Source organism: Lentzea sp. NPDC051838 (assembly GCF_040681245.1).
Lineage (GTDB): Bacteria > Actinomycetota > Actinomycetes > Mycobacteriales > Pseudonocardiaceae > Lentzea.
The window spans coordinates 282,872-300,188 of the sequence record NZ_JBFAYI010000001.1; the positions used below are offsets into that span (position 1 = coordinate 282,872).

General features: G+C 69.8%; 14 protein-coding genes. 6 read left to right on the forward strand and 8 right to left on the reverse strand.

The features are described from left to right. The first annotated feature begins 24 nt into the window (after nt 1–24). Nucleotides 25–750, forward strand: coding sequence for a TIGR03084 family metal-binding protein (locus AB0M24_RS01100; protein ID WP_363759062.1), 726 nt, complete (start codon nt 25–27; stop codon nt 748–750). Continuing rightward, nucleotides 737–1,258, forward strand: a complete 522-nt coding sequence (locus AB0M24_RS01105; RefSeq protein WP_363759065.1) for an AAA family ATPase — start codon at nt 737–739, stop codon at nt 1,256–1,258. The genes AB0M24_RS01100 and AB0M24_RS01105 overlap by 14 nt, the downstream gene beginning before the upstream one ends. On the opposite strand, the gene AB0M24_RS01110 is transcribed toward AB0M24_RS01105, so the two are convergent. The 5 genes from AB0M24_RS01110 to AB0M24_RS01130 form a co-directional block, all read right to left on the reverse strand. Continuing rightward, on the reverse strand, nt 1,255–2,391 hold the full coding sequence (locus AB0M24_RS01110) for a BMP family ABC transporter substrate-binding protein (RefSeq protein ID WP_363759068.1): 1,137 nt from the start codon (nt 2,389–2,391) through the stop codon (nt 1,255–1,257). The two genes, AB0M24_RS01105 and AB0M24_RS01110, sit on opposite strands and share 4 nt — an antisense overlap. Nucleotides 2,392–2,463: 72 nt before the next feature. Further along, complete coding sequence (locus AB0M24_RS01115) at nt 2,464–2,976, reverse strand: GNAT family N-acetyltransferase (RefSeq protein WP_363759071.1); 513 nt, start codon at nt 2,974–2,976, stop codon at nt 2,464–2,466. After that, complete coding sequence (locus AB0M24_RS01120; protein ID WP_363759074.1) at nt 2,973–3,953, reverse strand: hypothetical protein; 981 nt, start codon at nt 3,951–3,953, stop codon at nt 2,973–2,975. Before AB0M24_RS01120 ends, AB0M24_RS01115 begins: the two co-directional genes overlap by 4 nt. 192 nt (nt 3,954–4,145) lie before the next feature. Further along, nucleotides 4,146–5,627, reverse strand: a complete 1,482-nt coding sequence (locus AB0M24_RS01125) for an Asp23/Gls24 family envelope stress response protein (protein WP_363759077.1) — start codon at nt 5,625–5,627, stop codon at nt 4,146–4,148. A 165-nt stretch (nt 5,628–5,792) separates the two neighbouring features. Continuing rightward, complete coding sequence (locus AB0M24_RS01130; protein ID WP_363759080.1) at nt 5,793–7,019, reverse strand: lysyl oxidase family protein; 1,227 nt, start codon at nt 7,017–7,019, stop codon at nt 5,793–5,795. Between the two features lie 102 nt (nt 7,020–7,121). On the opposite strand from AB0M24_RS01130, the gene AB0M24_RS01135 reads away from it, so the two are divergent. From AB0M24_RS01135 to AB0M24_RS01150, 4 genes are read left to right on the forward strand one after another with little or no spacing between them, the layout of a single operon-like run. After that, entirely contained in the window at nt 7,122–7,682 is a 561-nt protein-coding gene (locus AB0M24_RS01135) for a MerR family transcriptional regulator (protein ID WP_363759083.1), read from the forward strand. Continuing rightward, nucleotides 7,679–10,033: a VIT domain-containing protein gene (locus tag AB0M24_RS01140; protein WP_363759086.1), complete on the forward strand. Its 2,355-nt coding sequence runs from the start codon at nt 7,679–7,681 to the stop codon at nt 10,031–10,033. The genes AB0M24_RS01135 and AB0M24_RS01140 overlap by 4 nt, the downstream gene beginning before the upstream one ends. Before the next feature lie 44 nt (nt 10,034–10,077). Continuing rightward, the gene (locus AB0M24_RS01145) at nt 10,078–11,955 is read left to right on the forward strand and encodes a hypothetical protein (protein WP_363759089.1); all 1,878 of its coding nucleotides are present in this window, start codon (nt 10,078–10,080) and stop codon (nt 11,953–11,955) included. A 46-nt stretch (nt 11,956–12,001) separates the two neighbouring features. Beyond that, entirely contained in the window at nt 12,002–12,805 is an 804-nt protein-coding gene (locus tag AB0M24_RS01150) for an HD domain-containing protein (protein ID WP_363759092.1), read from the forward strand. Between the two features lie 4 nt (nt 12,806–12,809). Here the strand turns inward: AB0M24_RS01150 and AB0M24_RS01155 are convergent, their stop codons facing one another. The 3 genes from AB0M24_RS01155 to AB0M24_RS01165 are packed head-to-tail and all read right to left on the reverse strand — an operon-like array spanning nt 12,810 to nt 17,288. After that, nucleotides 12,810–13,619, reverse strand: a complete 810-nt coding sequence (locus AB0M24_RS01155; protein WP_363759095.1) for a hypothetical protein — start codon at nt 13,617–13,619, stop codon at nt 12,810–12,812. Further along, complete coding sequence (locus tag AB0M24_RS01160) at nt 13,619–16,420, reverse strand: CHAT domain-containing protein (protein ID WP_363759098.1); 2,802 nt, start codon at nt 16,418–16,420, stop codon at nt 13,619–13,621. The genes AB0M24_RS01155 and AB0M24_RS01160 overlap by 1 nt, the downstream gene beginning before the upstream one ends. Then, the gene (locus tag AB0M24_RS01165) at nt 16,407–17,288 is read right to left on the reverse strand and encodes a hypothetical protein (protein WP_363759101.1); all 882 of its coding nucleotides are present in this window, start codon (nt 17,286–17,288) and stop codon (nt 16,407–16,409) included. The genes AB0M24_RS01160 and AB0M24_RS01165 overlap by 14 nt, the downstream gene beginning before the upstream one ends. Nucleotides 17,289–17,317: the final 29 nt, after the last annotated feature.

Consider the following 17,317-nt stretch of genomic DNA (forward strand, 5'->3'; position numbering starts at 1 on the left):
ATCATGCTGAACTACGGTCTCGACATGTCCGAAGTGGACAGTGCGGTCGTGCTGGCAGACCTGGTGGCAGAGGGAGAAGAGCTCGACGCCCTGGTGTCGGGGCAGGACTGGGGCGCGCCGACGCCGGCGGTGGGATGGACGATCGGCCACCAGATCGCCCATCTCGCTGCGGCGGATGCCAACGTGGTGACCGCCGTTCGGACGCCGGGTGCGTTCGATCCGGTGGCTCACGACGCTGACCTCGACGCCGCCGAAGGTGCCGCGCAGCCCCAGGCCGAGCTGCTGGCGCGGTGGCGAGCGGGCCGGGCCGACGTGGTGGCCGCGTTGCGTGAAATCCCGCAGGACCAGGGCTTTCCGTGGTTCGGCGCGGAGGTGACGACACAGCTCATGGCGCCGTTGCGGCTGATGGAGACGTGGGCGCACGGCCAGGACGTCTTCGACGCACTGGGGGTGAAACGGAATCCGACGGCGCGGCTGAAGCACGTGGCGTTCCTCGGCGTGACCGGACGGACGTTGTCGTTCTACGCCGCCGGGCTGCCCATTCCGTCGGAACCGCTCCGCGTCGAGCTGACCGGCCCTGACGGGGAAACCTGGGCGTGGGGGCCGGAGAGCGCTGTCCAGCGGATCCGGGGCAGCGCGCTCGACTGGTGCCTGCGGGTCACGCACCGGCGGGCCCGTGCGGAGACGGACCTGACAGCGGTCGGGGACGACGCGGACAAGTGGATCGACCTCGCCCGTGTCTTCCTCTGAGAAGGGCAGGGTGATCCTGCTCAACGGTCCGTCGAGTTCGGGGAAGTCGAGCATCGGCCAGGCGATGCTGCCCCTGCTGGCCGATCCGTGGTTCCTCGTGCCGGTCGACGGGATCAGCGGCATGCGGTCGACCGAACACACTCGTGAGCTCGACGACGACGAGATCCGGGAAATGTTGCGCCGCACCCGGCTCGGCTATCACCGGGTGGTCGCGGCGCTCGTCTCCACGGGTAACGACGTGATCATGGACTATCCGCTGAGCGAGCCGTGGCGCCTCGCCGACCTGCTCGACGTCCTGGACGGGTACGACGTCACGCTGGTCCACGTCCGCTGCTCTCAAGATGAGCTGATCCGGCGCGAGCGGGCGCGCGGCGACCGTCCCGAGGGCCTGGCCGTGTCGCAGAACGTCTTCGCCCACGGGTACAACGACATCGATGTGGACACGACCCGTCGAACCGCCGCCGACTGCGCCGAGGAGATCGTGCGGCGGTTCGAGGCGCGCCGCTAGGGCTTGTCGGACACCTTGATCTTGCCGTCGATGATCTGCTGCTTGTAGCCCTCGAGAATGCCCTGCAGCTTCGCGTCGACCTTGCCACCGGGCGCGGCGTACCCGACGCCGTTCACCTTGAGGTCGAACACCTTCGGCAGCGACGCCAGGTCGTTCTTCGCCGCGGCGCGGTAGAAGTCGTACACGGCGACGTCGACGCGCTTGAGGCTCGACGCCACGATGACGTCCTTGTTGGCCGCGAGCGACGGCTGGTTGTACTGGTCGGCGTCGCAGCCGATCGCGAGCACGCCCGCCTGCTTCGCCGCGGCGAACATGCCGATGCCGGACGCTCCGGCGGCGTGGTAGACGACGTCCGAGCCCTTGTCGATCAGGCCCTTCGTGGCCTCCTGGCCCTTCGGCGGGTCCTGGAAACCGGTGAAGTCACCGGCGGGCGTGATGTACTTCTTGTCGACCTGGATCTTGGGCGCGGCGGCCTTGGCGCCCTGCGTGTAGCCGGCCTCGAACTTCTGGATCAGTGGGATGTCCACGCCGCCGATGAAGCCGATGTGGCACTTCTTGCTCTGGTACGCGGCCACGACACCGGCGAGGAACGAGCCCTCCTGCTCGGCGAAGACCAGCGGCGTCACGTTCGAGGCGCCGTCGACCGCGGAGTCGACCAGGCCGAACTTGACGTTCGGGAACTCCGGCGCGACGACCTTCAGCGACTCGGTGTAGGCGAAACCGACGCCGACGATCGGGTTGAAGCCCTCGGACGCGAGTTGGCGCAGCCGGGTCTGCTTCGCGGCCTCGTCCTCGTTCGGCGCGGCGGAGAGCTCGCGAGTGTTCTCCTTCTTGACGCCGAAGTCCTTGATGGCCTGGTCGAACCCGGCGGCGGCGAGATCGTTGAACGACGCGTCGCCGCGGCCGCCGATGTCGTAGGCCAGGCCGATCTTCAACGCGCTGCCGTCGATCTTCTCCCCGGCGGTGGTGCTGGACGTGGTGGTCGCGGGCGCGCTGGGCGGCGTCGAGTACTCGCACCCGGCACCGGCGGCGTTGGTCGAGCCGGTGCCACCACCGGAGTCCTTGGCGCAGGCACTCGCCAGCAGGGTCAGCGCGATCGCGGCCACAGCTGTGCCACGCGTACGACGGCGCACGATAGATCTCCATCCGGTCGGGGCTTGCGCGGACGGTACCTCGTGCGACGTCCGAACTGGACGCACTTTCAACTACTGGGAAAGCTCCTTGCGGAAGATCAGGAAGTCGCACGGGCAGGCCAGCAGCGGCACCAGCGCCGGGTAGTCCTCCGCGAAGTCGCCCCTGCGCACGACCTCGTAGCCGAGACGCGTGTACCAGGCCCGCAGGAACTCCTTCACCGGATGATCCCAGCCGCGCGGCACCAGCAGTTCCAGCTGCATGTGGGGGAGACCGCTCTCCCGCGCCCAGTTCTCGGCGAAGGAAACGAGATCCCGGCCGACGCCGGTGCCGCGCAGGTCCGGTGCGGCGACGAGCATCCCGAACTCGCCGAGGCCCTCTTGGATCTTCTGGACGCGCACCGCACCGACCACGCGTCCGCCGGACTCCGTGGTCGCGATCTCGCCGGCGCCGATCAGGTCCGCGACCTCGGCCTCGGTGGTCCGATCGGCACCGTCGACCCAGAGACCCTTCTCGGCGTCGGCGTACACCCGGTTCATCAGCTCGGCGATCTCTTGTGCTCGCGCGAGATCGTTCGTGAAGGTCACCACGGCGACGGCTGGGTGGTCTCGGCGAGCTTCTGCGCGTGCTGGAGCACTCCCAGTTCGCGCAACATCTTGTCCTTCTGCTTCGCGTCGTGCGCGACGTGCGACGCGTGCAACGCCTTGCGCAGACGTGACGTGCGGAAAGGCGTCCACCGGCCGGCGAGCGCAAGCTTCGCAGCCCGGAGTGCCGCGCGGTCGCGAGTGCGGGCGAGGGCGTCACGCCCGTCGTCGCCGAGGCCAAGCAAGCTGAGGAAGCGCTCTCGCAGCTCCCGGCCCACCCGAGCCCACGTGGTCGTGCGCTGACGGGACGCGCGGATCTCGATGCCGAGCGCGAGGTGCAGCATCACCAGGCCGAGCACCGGTCCGAGCAGCACGCGGGCGGTACCCGCGACCGGCCCGGACAGGCTGAAGGCGGCGAACGCGGCGAACGCGGTCAACCCCCACGCGACCAGACGAGCGGGACCTGGCCGTCCATCGCGACGCACCCCACCGCGCATGGCCCAGCCACACGCGATCAGCGCCGCTTCCATGACGGAGAACAGCACGACCCGTTCGACGAAGTCGGTGATTCCCAGGCGCTGCTCGAAGAACCGCCACGACGTGTCGACGCTGACACCGATGCTCATCAGCGCGACCAGGTAGAACCCCTTGGCACCAGCGGGTTTCCCCGGTTCTTCCGGCTCCGGGACGCTCTCGTTCTGGTCGGCGTTCTCGGTCGCTTCGAGCTTCGCGATCAGCTCCGGCGTGAGCGGCACGAGGCCGCTGGTGTCGGCGACACCGTTGCGGGCCCGCCACTCGTTCACGATCGGCGCGGCGTACTGCCTGCTCGGCACCCTCTGCAGACCCTGCTTGCCCAGCCAGCGGCGGACGTCCTCCACCGAACTGCCGCGCGGCATGTGCTCCAGCGCGTACAGGATCTGCTCTTTCAACGTTTTCAGCCGGTCCAGCTCAGGTTTGTGACCGACCTCGTCCGTGCGCACTCGTCCTCTCCGTCCTCCGCGTTGGCCACGCGGACGCGAATCTCCACGGTGTAATTCGGGACGGGCGGCACCCTACAGGTTGTTCGTGACAGCACAGCACCGGGTTTTCCGCACGAGCCGGAAAACCTTTGGGGGACTACGACCTCGCGGGCCGCGGCAGAAAGGTTCGCCGCGGCCCCGCGCAGGTGGTGATCAGGCAGTCGGCAGGTGGATGTCGCTGACGTGCACGTCCACGGCGGCGACGTCGAAGTTCAGGAAGTTCTCGACGGACTCGATCACGTCGACGCGAACCTGCTCGGCAAGCGCCTTGACGGCGTGGCCGAACTCGATCACCAGCGACACGCTGATCGTCGCGACGTCACCGTCGACCTCGACGGAGATGCCGTCCGCGTCGAGGCTGTGCACGCCCTCGATCTTGGCGGCGACGAGGGTGACGACCTTGGCGATCACGTTGGTGTCCACGGAGATGTTGCCCCGGGCGTTGGCGGCGGCGCGGGTGGGAGCGGCCTCTTCCTCGACGACGACGGGCGCGGATTCCTCGGTGGCGACGGGCGCGGTTTCGGCGACGATCTCGGCGGCGGGTGCGGTTTCAGCGTCGGTCTCGGCGGCGGGTGCGGCTTCGCCCTCGATCTCGGTGGAGGGTGCGGCCTCAGCGTCGACCTCAGCGTCGACTTCGGCTTCGGTCTCGGCGGTTGCGGCGTCGGTGTCGGCGACCGGCTCGACCTCAGCGACGGGCTCCGTGTCGGACTCGACCTCAGCGTCGGCCTCGGCGGCGGGCTCGGTCTCGGACGAAACCTCGGAGTCAGCCTCAACCTCGGAGTCGGAGTTGTCCTCGGTGTCGGCGTCGGCGACCGGCTCGGTCTCCTCTTCCTCTTCGCTCGCTTCGGCTTCGACGGCGGCGGGCTCTTCGGATTCCTCGGTGTTCTCGTCGACGACCTCGGCGGACTCCTCGGCCTCGTCAGCGTCTTCGGTCTCGGCGACGGCCTCGGACTCCTCGGTGTCGTCAGCGTCTTCCGCGACAGCCTCGGTCTCGTCAGAGTCTTCGGCGACTGCCTCGTCCTCGGACTCCTCGGTCGCGTCAGCTTCCTCGGCGACAGCCTCGGTCTCGTCGGACTCGTCAGCGACAACCTCGGTGTCGTCGGCGTCTTCGGCGACGGCTTCCTCGGACTCGTCGGACGCGTCCTCGTCCAGGGCGGCCGGCTCGTCGGTCTCGGTCGCGTCTTCTTCAACCGCAGCAGGCTCTTCGGCCTCCGCAGAGCCCTCGGCGTCCTCGGTCTCGTCCTCGGCAACGGCCTCGTCTTCGGACTCGTCAGCGGCGTCGTCGTCGACCTCGTCGGTGACCTCGCCGTCGGTCTCGTCGGTGACCTCGTCGGTGACCTCGTCGGTCTCGGCGTCGACCTCGGCATCGGTCTCGTCGGTGACCTCATCGGTCTCCTCGGCGTCGGCGTCGGTGGTCTCAGCAGCCTCGGCGGCGGCGTCCTCGGCGGACTCGATGGCCTCAGCGGACTCGGTGGTCTCGGCCTCGATCGCCTCTGGCGCAACGGTTTCGTCGGTGGTGACCGCGTCCGGCTGGGCGGGCTCGGTCCGGAGGGAGATGGGCTTGGTGATGTCGTCGCGGGAGTTGGCGACGTCCTGGCGGGGACGGCCGAAGAGGTTGCTGATGATGTCGGTCATGGGGGTTTTCCCGTCTCGCGAGCGAAGTGTGCAGGGGGGAGAAGTCGAGTCGACGGGCGTCAGAATAGGCACGGGGCCCGTGACGCAGATCACCGGCCCCGCTTCGAGAACTCGCTGTGTCCCAACAATGTTCAGTTCGTGACGTGACAATTTCCCCATGAGCGGTCAGCAGGGTGTATGGGTGCTTCCGAGGGTCGCGCGGGGTGTTGAGCCGCCTAGTCCGGCGAGCGTGATCGGGATGCGCACGCAGTTGTTGCGGTCGGTGGTCTCGCGGATCTTGTCGGTCGGGTCGACTCGCGTGACCAAGGTGTAGGTGCCGTCGGTCAGTGCGCTGACTTCGATCATCTGGTCCGGCAGTGCCCACCAGTACTCGTCGGCCCAGCCGCGGGAGATGCCGTTCTTGAACGCGTCGACGCCGGGCGGTGACGTCGGTTCGCGGTCGAGGCAGCGCGGTGCGGGGTAGCTCTGCGGTGCGTTGCCCTTGCGCGCCCACCAGGGCATCTCGGTGTCGGCCATGCAGAAGCCGTTCTTCTTGCCGGTGGCGACGACGGTGCCGGAGGAGTTCTCGAGCACGGAGACCGAGAAGTCCTCGAAGTGGTAGTGGCTGTGGATCGGGTGGTAATGCATCGTGCCGACGGACGGGATGTCGCGGAAGGTGCCGTCGGCGCGGTAGATGCGTTGCGAGCCGGGCACTTCCGGCGGGCGCTGGCCTGCCGGGGTCTGGTAGCGGACGTCGACCGGGCCCTCGCCGACGTTGGCCATGGCCTGGCCGAAGCGCAGGCACGTGCGGGCGTGCTGTTCCTCGACCTCGCTGCGGAAGCACGACGAGCCCGGCGCGGCGACGTCGTCGAAGAACGGTGGCGGGGTCTCGAACGTCGCGTACCGCTGGGGGAGTGCCTCCAGGTCCGGCAGCAGCTCGCGCGACGACGGCCGGGGTGAGTTCTCGTTCTCCAGCAAGCCTTCGTAGCGGACGACGTCCGATCCCAGCTCCGGGACGAACGGGTTGTAGAAGACGTAGACGGTGTACGCGGTGGAACTCTTGGGCAACCAGACCGACCGGGCCGGGCCGATCTGCGCGTCGGCCAGGGCCACTCGTCGTGAGCCCTGGTAGACGGCGAAACCGAGGCTGTCGTCCGGGGTCGCGCCGACCGCCCGGATCGCCAGCTCGACGCCGCCGGGTTTCGCGCGCAGGCCCGCAGGCAGCCGGACGGCGAAGAACGCGCGGTCGCAGCCGTTCTCGCGGCACTCGGGCACGTCGCGCAGCCGTGGATCGGACTTGCGGACGGAGCCGTTCCAGAACACCGCGCGGTTCGAGTCGACGGTCAGCGCGGAAGCGACGGCGGATGGGGTCAGAACCAGCAAAAGCGTTGCCAGGATTGCCAAGCCTCTCATTCCATGCCCCCTCAGTGCACGTTTGGTCACGCTCAGCAACAGCTCACGCTACTCGTGACTGCAACGTTGACACTGTCACGATTGCAGTGTCACTATCGTGGGGTGTGGACGCTCGACGAGTTGCTGGAACGGGTTTCCTCCGCGCTGACGGCGGAGTACTCCGGCGCGCCCAACGGACGGGTGCGCGACGTGCCCGACCGCAGGGCAGTCCGCTGGTACGCGACGACGGGGCTGGTCGACCGGCCGTCGGCGATGCGCGGCCGCACAGCGCTTTACGAACGACGGCACCTGCTTCAGCTCGTGGCCGTGAAAAGACTGCAGTCGGAAGGGAGAACGCTCTCCGAGATCCAGGCCGCGCTCGCGGGCGTCACCGACAGGAAGCTCGCGGCCATCGCCAAGGTGCCCGACGGGCTGCTCGAGACCGAGGCAGCACCACAGGAAGCCGCCAGGCCGCGTTTCTGGGCCGAACCCGTTGCCGCACCAGCTCAAACGCCGCAAGCACCCGCTGTTCCGCTGAACGGGGTAGCGCTCTCCGGAGGTGCGGTCGTCCTCGTACCGGGTACTCCGACGCCGGCCGACCTCGCGGACATCGCCGCCGCCGCCCAGCCCCTGCTCGACCTGCTCGCCGCCCGTGGTCTGCTCAACGAAAGGGAACAGTCATGACCTTCACCGTCGCCCCGATGCCCGCCCCCGAGCTGGACCGCATCGGCCTGGTGCGCGAGGACGCGGGTGTCGGCGCGCTGCGCACCGAACGCGGCAACCTGCCGCTGGAGCGCCTCGACGTGCGGGCGACGATCACCGGTCTGGTCGGCCGCGTCGTGCTGACGACCGGTTTCGTGAACACCCACGACACCGCTCTCGAAGCCACCTACCTCTTCCCGTTGCCCGATCGCGCCGCCGTGACGGGCATGAAGATGACGGCGGGCGACCGCGTTGTCGAAGCCGAGCTGCAGGAACGCGCTCAAGCGCGCCAGACCTATGACGACGCGATCGCGGCGGGCAGACAGGCGTCGATCGTCGAGGAGGAACGGCCCGACGTCTTCACCATGCGGGTCGGCAACATCCCGGCGGGAGAACGGGTCACGGTCGAGCTGAGCCTCGTCGGGCCGCTGGTGTTCGAGGACGGCGCGGGAACGTTCCGGTTCCCGCTCGTCGTGGCGCCGCGCTACGTGCCGGGCTCGCCGCTGGAGGGTCCGTCGGTCGGCGACGGATCCGCGCTGGACACGGACGTCGTGCCGGACGCCTCCCGGATCACGCCGCCGGTGCTGCTGCCGGGTTTCCCGAACCCCGTGCGGTTGTCGATCGGCGTGGAGATCGACCCGGCCGGCCTGGAGCTGGGCGAGGTGCGGTCGAGCCTGCACACCGTCACAACCGAAGGGAACACGGTTTCCGTCGAGCCGGGCGAGCGGGTCGACCGCGACTTCGTGCTGCGCTTGACGTACGCGGGAAACAGTTCCGCTGGCGTGTGCGTGCCGGACGCCGACTCCGACGAGGGCACGTACCAGGTCACGGTCCTGCCGCCGGACCTCGACACCCCGGTCCGTCCGCGTGACGTCGTGCTGCTGCTCGACCGTTCCGGCAGCATGGGCGGCTGGAAGATGGTCGCGGCCCGGCGAGCGGCCGCCCGCATCATCGACACGCTCACTGCCGACGACAGGTTCTCGGTGATCACGTTCGACGACCGCCTGGAACGGCCGACCGAGCTCGGCGACGGCCTCGTCGCGGCCACCGATCGGAACCGTTTCCGAGCCGTCGAACACCTGGCGGCCGTGCAGGCTCGTGGCGGAACGGAGATGTTCCAGCCGTTGAAGCATGGCCTGATCCTCGTTTCCAAGGTGAGCGAGGAACGGGATCCCGTGCTCGTTCTCGTTACCGACGGACAGGTCGGTAACGAGGATCAACTGCTCCGCGACATCGCCCCGGTGCTCAACCGGACCCGCGTGCACGCCGTCGGCATCGACACGGCCGTGAACGCGGGCTTCCTCGGCAGGCTCGCCGCGGCGGGCGCGGGCCGGTGCGAGCTCGTCGAGAGCGAGGACAGGCTGGACGAGGCGATGACGCACATCCAGCGCCGCATCGGCGCGCCGCTCATCACCGACGTGGTGGTGACGCCGGAGTCGTCGTTGCCCAAGCAGCCGTCGGCGATCTATCCGGGCGTGCCGCTCGTCGCGTTCGGCCGATACCGCGGCACGATGCCGGACTCGTTCTCCATCAGCGGCCGCACCCGCGATGGCGCCGAGTGGCACCAGACGGTGGCGGTGCGGGAACAGGCTTCTCCCGCGGTCACCGCGCAGTGGGCTCGTGCCGCGCTGCGTGATCTCGAGGACCGGTACGCGACGGGCGACAGGGCCGTCGAGCCGACGATCGTGCAGACCTCGCTGAAGTTCGGCGTGCTGTGCCGCTTCACCGCGTTCGTCGCGGTCGACGAGAAGGTCGTCTCCGACGGCACCGTGCACCGCGTGGTGCAGCCGGTCGAACTGCCATCGGGCTGGCAGCCGCAGGTGCCGATGTTCGCCGCGCAAGCAGGGGGTTACGCCGGCCCGCCCGCTCCGGCGCCGATGTTCGCGGCGGCACCAGGAGCGTTCCCGACGCCCACCGCGGCACCGGGAGCGATGCCACCACCCGCACCACTGGCCAGGTCCATCGCGCTGCCAGGAGCGCCGCAGGCCCGTCCCGCGGCACCGAAGCGATCGCGCGGTTTCGGTGGCGGAGGTGGCGCCGCGCCGGACAACCTGGCGGAACTGCGGCAGATCGCCGCGACCGAGGTGCAGCGGTTGGAGAAGGACGCCGCTCTGCCCGCCTGGGAACGTCGCGACCTGCTCGCCGACCTCGCCAGCAGGCTGAACACCCTCCTGCAGGGCAAGCAGGGTGCGGAGTACGAGGCGCTGCGGCAACTCGTCACCGAGCTCACCGCCGGCGGTGACGTCGACCAGCTGTGGGCACGGGCTCGTGAGGTGCTGAAGGAGTTCTCCCAGCCCGCGGCGAAACAACGTCGCCGGAGCTTCTGGCGCTGAACGGACCTAGCCCGCCCTGGTGTTCTGCCGGAACTCTTTGCAGGGTGAGCGAGTTCGGGGAGTGGACGACAGCAGAGGGCCTGCCCGCGTTCGACTACCGGGCAGGCCCTCGGTCGTGGGATCCGATCATCGACCTGCCGTCGAACCGGCACGTCGTGCACGTCGGCAACCGCCGGATCACGTTGGCCGCTGGCAGCGACGGGCTGGTCAGCGTGTGGGACGAGCACGTCGACGGCCGGTGGATCGCCGAACGCACCGGCATCGCGCGGTTCGGCGAGACCTCCACCGAGACCGCTCGACACAAGCTGTTCGGCCCCACGTTCTTCCGGCTGAAGGTCGCGGAGATCGAACGCACGGTGTTGTGTCCCGAGGGCGAAGCGCCGTGGCTGCTGATCAAGGTCGACGTGGTCAACGACGGCTCGGAGGTGCTGCGCGGAAGCCTGAGCGAGGAATGGGAGGTGCGACCGCGGCTTGTCGACCTGGAGTTCGGTCCCTCTCGGAACGAAACTCCGGTGGATCTGCGCGTAGTAGCGCTGGAGCAGGTGGGCGGCGAGCGCGCCGAGACCACTCTCGGGCCCCTGTCGATCTCCGTCCCCGTCGAGCTCGAACCGGGCGAGCGGACGACTTTCTGGTTCCGGTTCGGCTTTCTGGACCACCCCGTCGATCCCGCGGCCGTGTACACCGAGAGCCTGGCCGCCCTGCGCGAGCGACTGCCCACGGGCCCGGACGAGATCCGCTGGCACGCGGCCCTGCTCACCGGCGCCGCGTGCACGGACGGCGTGCTCGGCGGCCACACCCTGAACCAGGGCTCCGCCTACGCGTTCCGGCACGGTTTCAACGGCGCCGCAAGGGATCCGCTGCAACACGCCCTGCCGCTGGTCCACCTCGAACCCGACCTCGCCCTGTCGGTCCTGCGCAACACCTGCGCGTGGGGCAGCCCCGACGGCGACCTCCCGTACGCGCTCGACGGCCGCAAGCAGCCCTGGACCCAGCTGTTCCGCCCGTCGGACCAGAACCTCTGGGCCCTGTGGCTGGCCGCCGAGTACGCCGCGGCGACCGACGACCTCGCGGCGTTCGGCGAGCCGGTGCCGTACCACCCGGTCCACCACGCCGACCCGGTGCCGCTGGCCGAGAACCTGAGGCGCCAGTTCAGGTTCTTCGCCGACGAGGTGGGCGTGGGCGAGCACGGCCACGTCCGCATCTTCAACGCCGACTGGAACGACCTCGCCATCAGAGAGTCCGGAGTGGACCGCGACCTGATGATCGAACGCGGCGAGTCCGTGCTGAACTCCGCGATGGCGGCCTGGGTGCTCCCGGTCTACGCACGCCTGGCCGAACGCCTCGGCGACCACGCCACCGCGGCAGAAGCCCGAGATCGCGCGGACGACCTGAGGCAACGCGTCGCGGACGAGTGGAACGGCCGCTGGTTCCGCCGCGCCCACGCACCCGGCGGAAAACCGGTCGGGGAGAACGACCTGTGGCTGGAAGTGCAGCCCTGGGCGATCCTCTGCGGCGCCGCGACCCCGGACCAGGCCCGCGCGTTGCTCAGGACGATCGACGAGAAATGCCGCACGGGCTCACCACTCGGCGCGCGGCACCGCTGGCCGTTCAGCACGCCGAGCCAGGTCTGGTTCTCCGTCAACGCGACCCTGATCTGGGCGGCGGCGAGGTACGACCCGGACCTCGCGTGGGACGAGTGGCGGCGGATGACCCTGCACGCGCACACCACCGCTTACCCCGCGACGTGGACCGGCACGCTGTCCGGCCCCGACTGCTACCTCGGACCGGAGAGCGACAGGCCCGGCGAGACCTGGGCGCTGCCGGACTCCGGGGTGGCCATGCAGGCGTATCCGGTCGCCAACCTGCACAGCCACTCCCAGCCGTTGCTCGCCCACCTGCGGCTGCGAGGCGTGGAACCGTGAGGGGCTCTTCGCTCGGCGCGGGCGGCGGGTTACGGTGGCGCGACGGATGTGGCGGAAGGTGGACGACGTGCTGACGACCACGCCGGTACAGGCAGACCCGCGGGGCAGGCGCCTGGCGTCCCGGCTCGTGCGGGAACACGACGAGGTGCCTCCCAGCCTGGTGCGCGAGTGGATCGAACGCGCCCGCTCCCGTTTCTGCGACGCCCCGGTGCAGGACTTCGTGCCGCTGCTGGTGGAACGGGCGGTGCGAGCCGAGGCCGTCCGCTACACGTCCGTCGTGTCGGAGATGTCCGGAACATGGCTGTCCGACTGGGCCCGCAACACCGCACGCCGACTGCTCGCCGTCGAGCTGCCGCGCCGGTGGGCCCACACCGCCGGGGTCGCTCGCCGGGCCGAGCAGGTGGCGCGCGTGCTGCCGGAAGCGCAGCGCGACGTGCTGGTCGCGGCGGCCTGGGTGCACGACATCGGGTACGCCTCCGAGCTCGCCGACACCGGTCTGCACTCCCTCGACGGGGCGCGGTTCCTGCAGCGAGCCGGCATGTCGATGCGCGTGTGCGGGCTGGTGGCGCACCACTCCGGCGCGTCGGCCGTGGCCGCGTTGACCGGGCTGGGCGAGCAGCTGGCGGAGTTCGACGACGAACGCGGCAGGCTCCGCGACGCGCTGTGGTACTCCGACATGACGACGAGTCCCGAAGGCCACCCCATCACGGTGGAGGAGCGGATCGCCGAGATCCGCGGGCGCCGCGGGCCGGACGATCCGGTGGTCCGGGCACTCGCGGTCAACCTGGACGACCGGCTGTCGTCGGTGCGGCGCATCCACCGGTTGCTGCGGCGCACCTACTGCGGCTGAGACCTCAGTCGTCGGCGGCTTGGTCGGGCAGTTCCAGCACGCTGTCGGTGTCCTCGCGCGCCTCCTCCACCAGCTCGGCCGGCAGTTCGGCCGGGCGTCCCGCGGCGGAACGCAGGCGGCCCGGTTCGCCGTAGGTGGCTTCGACACCGCGCAGGAACCGCTTGCGCAGCCGCACCACCCGGAAGAACGGGGTCATCTCGGTTCCGATGAGCTCGAGCGCCAGACCGCTTGACCTCGCCACCTGGACGCCCGCCGCCAGGTCGGCGAGCCCGATCGCTCCTCCGAGGACGGAGGCACTCGCGGCGAGCTCGACCGCTGTCCGCCCGTCCCGCGACATGAGCACGGTGCCGGACTCGGCGGTCACGACGTGGCTGACGACGTACCAGTCCAGCGACCACGTGCCGAGCCAGTAGCGGCGGAGCATCTCGACGGCGAGGGCGGGCTGGCTCGCGAGCCGAGTCTCGGACAACCCCTTGTAGGCGACCAGGATCGCGTTGCCCTGCGTGAACTCCACCAGCATGCCGGCCTGCGCGTCGGCGAGCCCTTGGAACAGGGGAGAGGTCTGGCCGGACGCCTTGGTGGTGACGTTCACGCCACCCTCGCTGCGCCACGTGAGGTCGTCCCTGGTCTCCGCGAGCGTCGACGGAGCGGTGATCTCCAGCTCCTGGAGGGAGGAGATGCCGACGAACTCCCCTTCACCGGCCGTGCCGACCTCGCCGAGACGAAGCCTGGTGGACGGGTGCCAGGTGACCCAGTAACCGCGGCCCCACAACGAGCTCATGGCCCGGACGAACGAGCGCGGGGTGTCAGCCATCAGTCGACTCCAAAGTGCTGGAAGCAATCGGTGAACACGCTGCAGGCGAACGGCTGGTCGCCCACCGGGACGTCCAGGTCGCCGAGCCTGCGCACGACCTCGGCCCTTGACATCGCGGCCAGCTGTGCGCGGGCTTTGGCGAGCGCGGAGCTGAACGGCTCGGTCCGGGCGTGACGGTAGAAGTCCTGCATCAGGATGGCCGCCGCGCCGTCGTGAGCCGGCCACAACGACGCCACCACGTTCCTGGCACCCGCGATCAGGAACGCGCCGGGCAGACCGGTGAACTCGCTGGCATCGTGCTGGCGGGGCAGACCCGACTCACACGCCGACAACACGGCGAGCTCGCAGTGCGGGAGGTGCAGGCGGCCGGCCACCTGAGCCGCGGTGAACAGCTCGACGTCCGTCCGGCCGCGCGTGTCCGGCGCCGCGAGCGGATCCGTCGCGTCGGACGCTGACACCTCGAGGCCGGAACGGTAGGCGCTCTGCGACTGGAAGTGGCCGTGGGTGGCGAAGTGGACGCGCCCCGCCCCGGGAAGAGCGGCGAGCAGCTCGTCCGCACGAGGTGGGCAGTCCGCGTAGCCGAGGTCGGCCGGCACGTCGATCCCGGTGTACCGCAGTGAACCGGTGGGTTCGGCGACCGACAGCCACGGCTTCGCTCCGGACCTCGTGCGCTCCCGCAACACCGGCAGCGCCGCGGACGTGGGCAGCACGCTCACCGTGGCGTCACCGAGCAGGGCGGCGAGGCGCCAGAACGGCAGCTGGAAGAGCTCGTTCTCCGGGCTCACCACCAGCTTGCGCACGACGTCGTCCCCGGCGGCCTCGCGCACCATCCTCGCGATGTCGTGCAGCAGGGCGTCGTCGAGTGCCTGGAGAGCGCTTTCCAGCTCGGCGTGCGTGTCGTCGAGATCCTCCGCCGACGTTCCCAGGTGGTTGCGGCGCGTGCGCACCAGGCGGCGCAGCAGCCGGTGGCGGTCTTTGATCGGCCAGCCGAGCAGGCCCGCGCTCGTGCGGTGGTCCCCGGTGAGGCAGCACACCGCGACTCCCTCGGGGACGGTCAGCAGGTCGACGAGCACCTCGCCGTCACCCAGCATCGACGCCAGCTCGGTGACACCCGCCAGTTCCGCCTTCCGCCCGAGGTCGACTCCCAGGGCGCGCGCCGAGGTGTGCAGTTCCTCCGCGGCACGGGTGCGCGCCGCGATCGGCTCGGTGAGGTTCGTGTGCTCGGCGGCTGCCAGCTCCACCGTGATGTCCGCGGCCCGCAACGCCAGCATCGCTTGGACCAGGCGGGGTTCCCCTGATCGTTCGACCGCGGCACCGATGCGCAGCGCCTCGACGAGGTTGGCCGCCCGCGACCGCTGGCCGAGGTCGAACAGGAGGTCCGGCCGCGGTTCGCTGCCGTCGGGATCGCTGCCGGCGGCGATCATCCACTTGCCAGGGCGGTAGGAGACCGCCGCCGCGACGACGGCGACGTCGTAGGCGTTCGCCAGGCTCGCCGCGACCGACTGCCGCATCTCGGTCGACACCACCTGGGCCCGCAGCTTCTCTCCGATCGCGAGTGCGGACTCGATCTCCTCGCGGGCCTCCTCCAGGTGGAGGCGGTCGAAGATCATCCTGCTGAGGTTCGTCCGGTAGGTCATTTCGCGCAGCGGGTCGTTGATCCGCTGCGCGACGAGGATCGCACCACGTACGGCCATCTCGGCCTGCATCGACTGTCCGGCCCGCGACAGGGCGAACCCCAGGTTGCAGCGGGCATCGGCCTCGTTGACCGGGTCGTGGTTCTTCCTGGCGTCGGCGACGCACTCGCGGAAGAGCTTGATCGCCTCGTCGAGCCGCTCCGGCTGCCGCCGCAGGATCGCGAGTGCACGCGCCCATTTCGTCGGCCTGGTCTCCTCGCCGGCCTGCCGCAGGTCGCCGTCGTCGCGGACCTCACGCCGCCAGTGGGCCGCCCAGTCCTTCCTGCCCACCTGGTCGGCTTCGCGCGCGGCGCGCTCCAGGATCCCCTCGGCGCGCTCCCGGTCCTGCATCTTGTCCCACAGGAACCCGATCTCGCTCAGCATCCACGCGGCGAACTCCGCGTCCTGCTCGCTCAGGGCCAGCAGACGAGCGTTTTCGAGTGCTGACAACGCTTCCTCGAGCTGACCGGCCTGGTCGGCGACCTGAGCGAGGTGATACGTCAATCTCGACTCGGTGAGATGCTTGTGCGGCGGGTCGGACTCGGCCCGCCTTCTGGCCGAGAGTGCGGCACGCGCGCTGTGCAGCGCGTCGACGACGAGCCCGCGTTCTGCGAGCGATGCCGCCTTGTCCGACAGCACCGCGGCGAGGTCGATGTGCGCGGCCAGCTGTTCGGCGTCGGCGATCACGGCAGGGCACAACGCGTCGAACTCTTCGTGTGCACCGTTGTTCGCCAGCACGTGCAGACGCATCCGTCGAGAGAACACGGTCAAACCGGGGTTGTCGCCGAGGAGCGGTTCGGCGCGGTCGAGGAGGGACAGAGCGTCAGAGCCGGACCCCAGATCGATCAACGACGACGCGCCTGCGAGCAACACGTGGGCGATCCAGTCGTCGCCGAGCAGTTCGGCGGCCGCCACGGCCAGCTCGGTCATCTTGTGCACGCGCAGCGCGGACCCGTCCGCGTAGATCCGCTGGATCAGCTTCCTGATCTCGGTGTCCCGGTCGCGGACGAACTCCACGTCGACGTCGTCCGGAATCTCGGTGAGGAGCTCACATGCGCGCGACGACGCCAGTCGCCCGTCCAGCACGGAGTCGACGATCTCCGAGACCCGGACCTCAGGAGTCGTCATCGTCGTAGGCCTCGGCGATGACAGCGTCGACCATCTCGACGTAGGCCTCGGGCAGCACACCGAACACGGCGGCGGCCACCTCGTCCGGATCCTCACCGAGGGCTCCGGCGAGAACCCTGACGCTGTGCCGCGTCTGCGCCGCCACCACCAGCACGTCGTCGTCGACCAGCTGGAGGTCGTTGCCGTGGAAGGCGTGCGGTGGCGCGAGGCAGGCGAGCCACACGAACAACGACCGGGCCTCCGGATCCGGGTCCAGGAAGTACGGCAGGTAAGGCAGTCGCTGGCTGAGCAACGTCATGTACTCGCGGACCTCGGGCACTTCCCACACGTGCCGCGGGTCGCTCAGCGGTATGTCGAACGACCACATCACCCGGCCACGCCGCGCCAGGAGCTCGTCGCGCCGAGATCCGCCGGTACCGCGCTCGTGGTGGGAGAAGGCGAGCACGAACGGGTAGATGTCCCGGTTCGCCAGCATCTCGGTGCTGACCTCGACGCGCAGTTTCGGCGGCTCGGGCGGCGACGGGTTCCGCACCACCGGTATCCGCACCTCGAGGCCCGCGGAGGCGAACGTCTCCGCGAGCCACAGGGTGAGCGAGTCGTCGTCGAACTCGGCCTGGTACGTGAGCGCCAGCAGGTAGGCGAACTGTGCCGTGCCGTGCCACTTGCCGACGCCCGACGTGGCCACTTCCGCGTATGCCTGGCACGCCGCGACGATCCGTTCGGGATCCGACCGCACGAGCTCGCGCAGGGCCTGCGAGTCGATCTCCTGGGTGCCGTCGCCGCGAGAAACGACCAGCGATTCCAGCCGGTCCCGGAATTCCACCATGGTCTGGTAGACGACGTCGTTCTCATCCGAGTGCTGGCTCATGGTGCACTCCCGCCTTGCCGGGTTCGCCC

Excerpts from the sequence above, each read along its gene's own strand:
- AB0M24_RS01155 (WP_363759095.1), bottom strand. The coding sequence starts at position 13,619 with ATGGCTGACACCCCGCGCTCGTTCGTCCGGGCCATGAGCTCGTTGTGG.
- AB0M24_RS01130 (WP_363759080.1), bottom strand. The coding sequence starts at position 7,019 with ATGAGAGGCTTGGCAATCCTGGCAACGCTTTTGCTGGTTCTGACCCCA.
- AB0M24_RS01150 (WP_363759092.1), top strand. The coding sequence starts at position 12,002 with ATGTGGCGGAAGGTGGACGACGTGCTGACGACCACGCCGGTACAGGCA.
- AB0M24_RS01165 (WP_363759101.1), bottom strand. The coding sequence starts at position 17,288 with ATGAGCCAGCACTCGGATGAGAACGACGTCGTCTACCAGACCATGGTG.
- AB0M24_RS01125 (WP_363759077.1), bottom strand. The coding sequence starts at position 5,627 with ATGACCGACATCATCAGCAACCTCTTCGGCCGTCCCCGCCAGGACGTC.
- AB0M24_RS01140 (WP_363759086.1), top strand. The coding sequence starts at position 7,679 with ATGACCTTCACCGTCGCCCCGATGCCCGCCCCCGAGCTGGACCGCATC.
- AB0M24_RS01100 (WP_363759062.1), top strand. The coding sequence starts at position 25 with ATGTCCGAAGTGGACAGTGCGGTCGTGCTGGCAGACCTGGTGGCAGAG.
- AB0M24_RS01160 (WP_363759098.1), bottom strand. The coding sequence starts at position 16,420 with ATGACGACTCCTGAGGTCCGGGTCTCGGAGATCGTCGACTCCGTGCTG.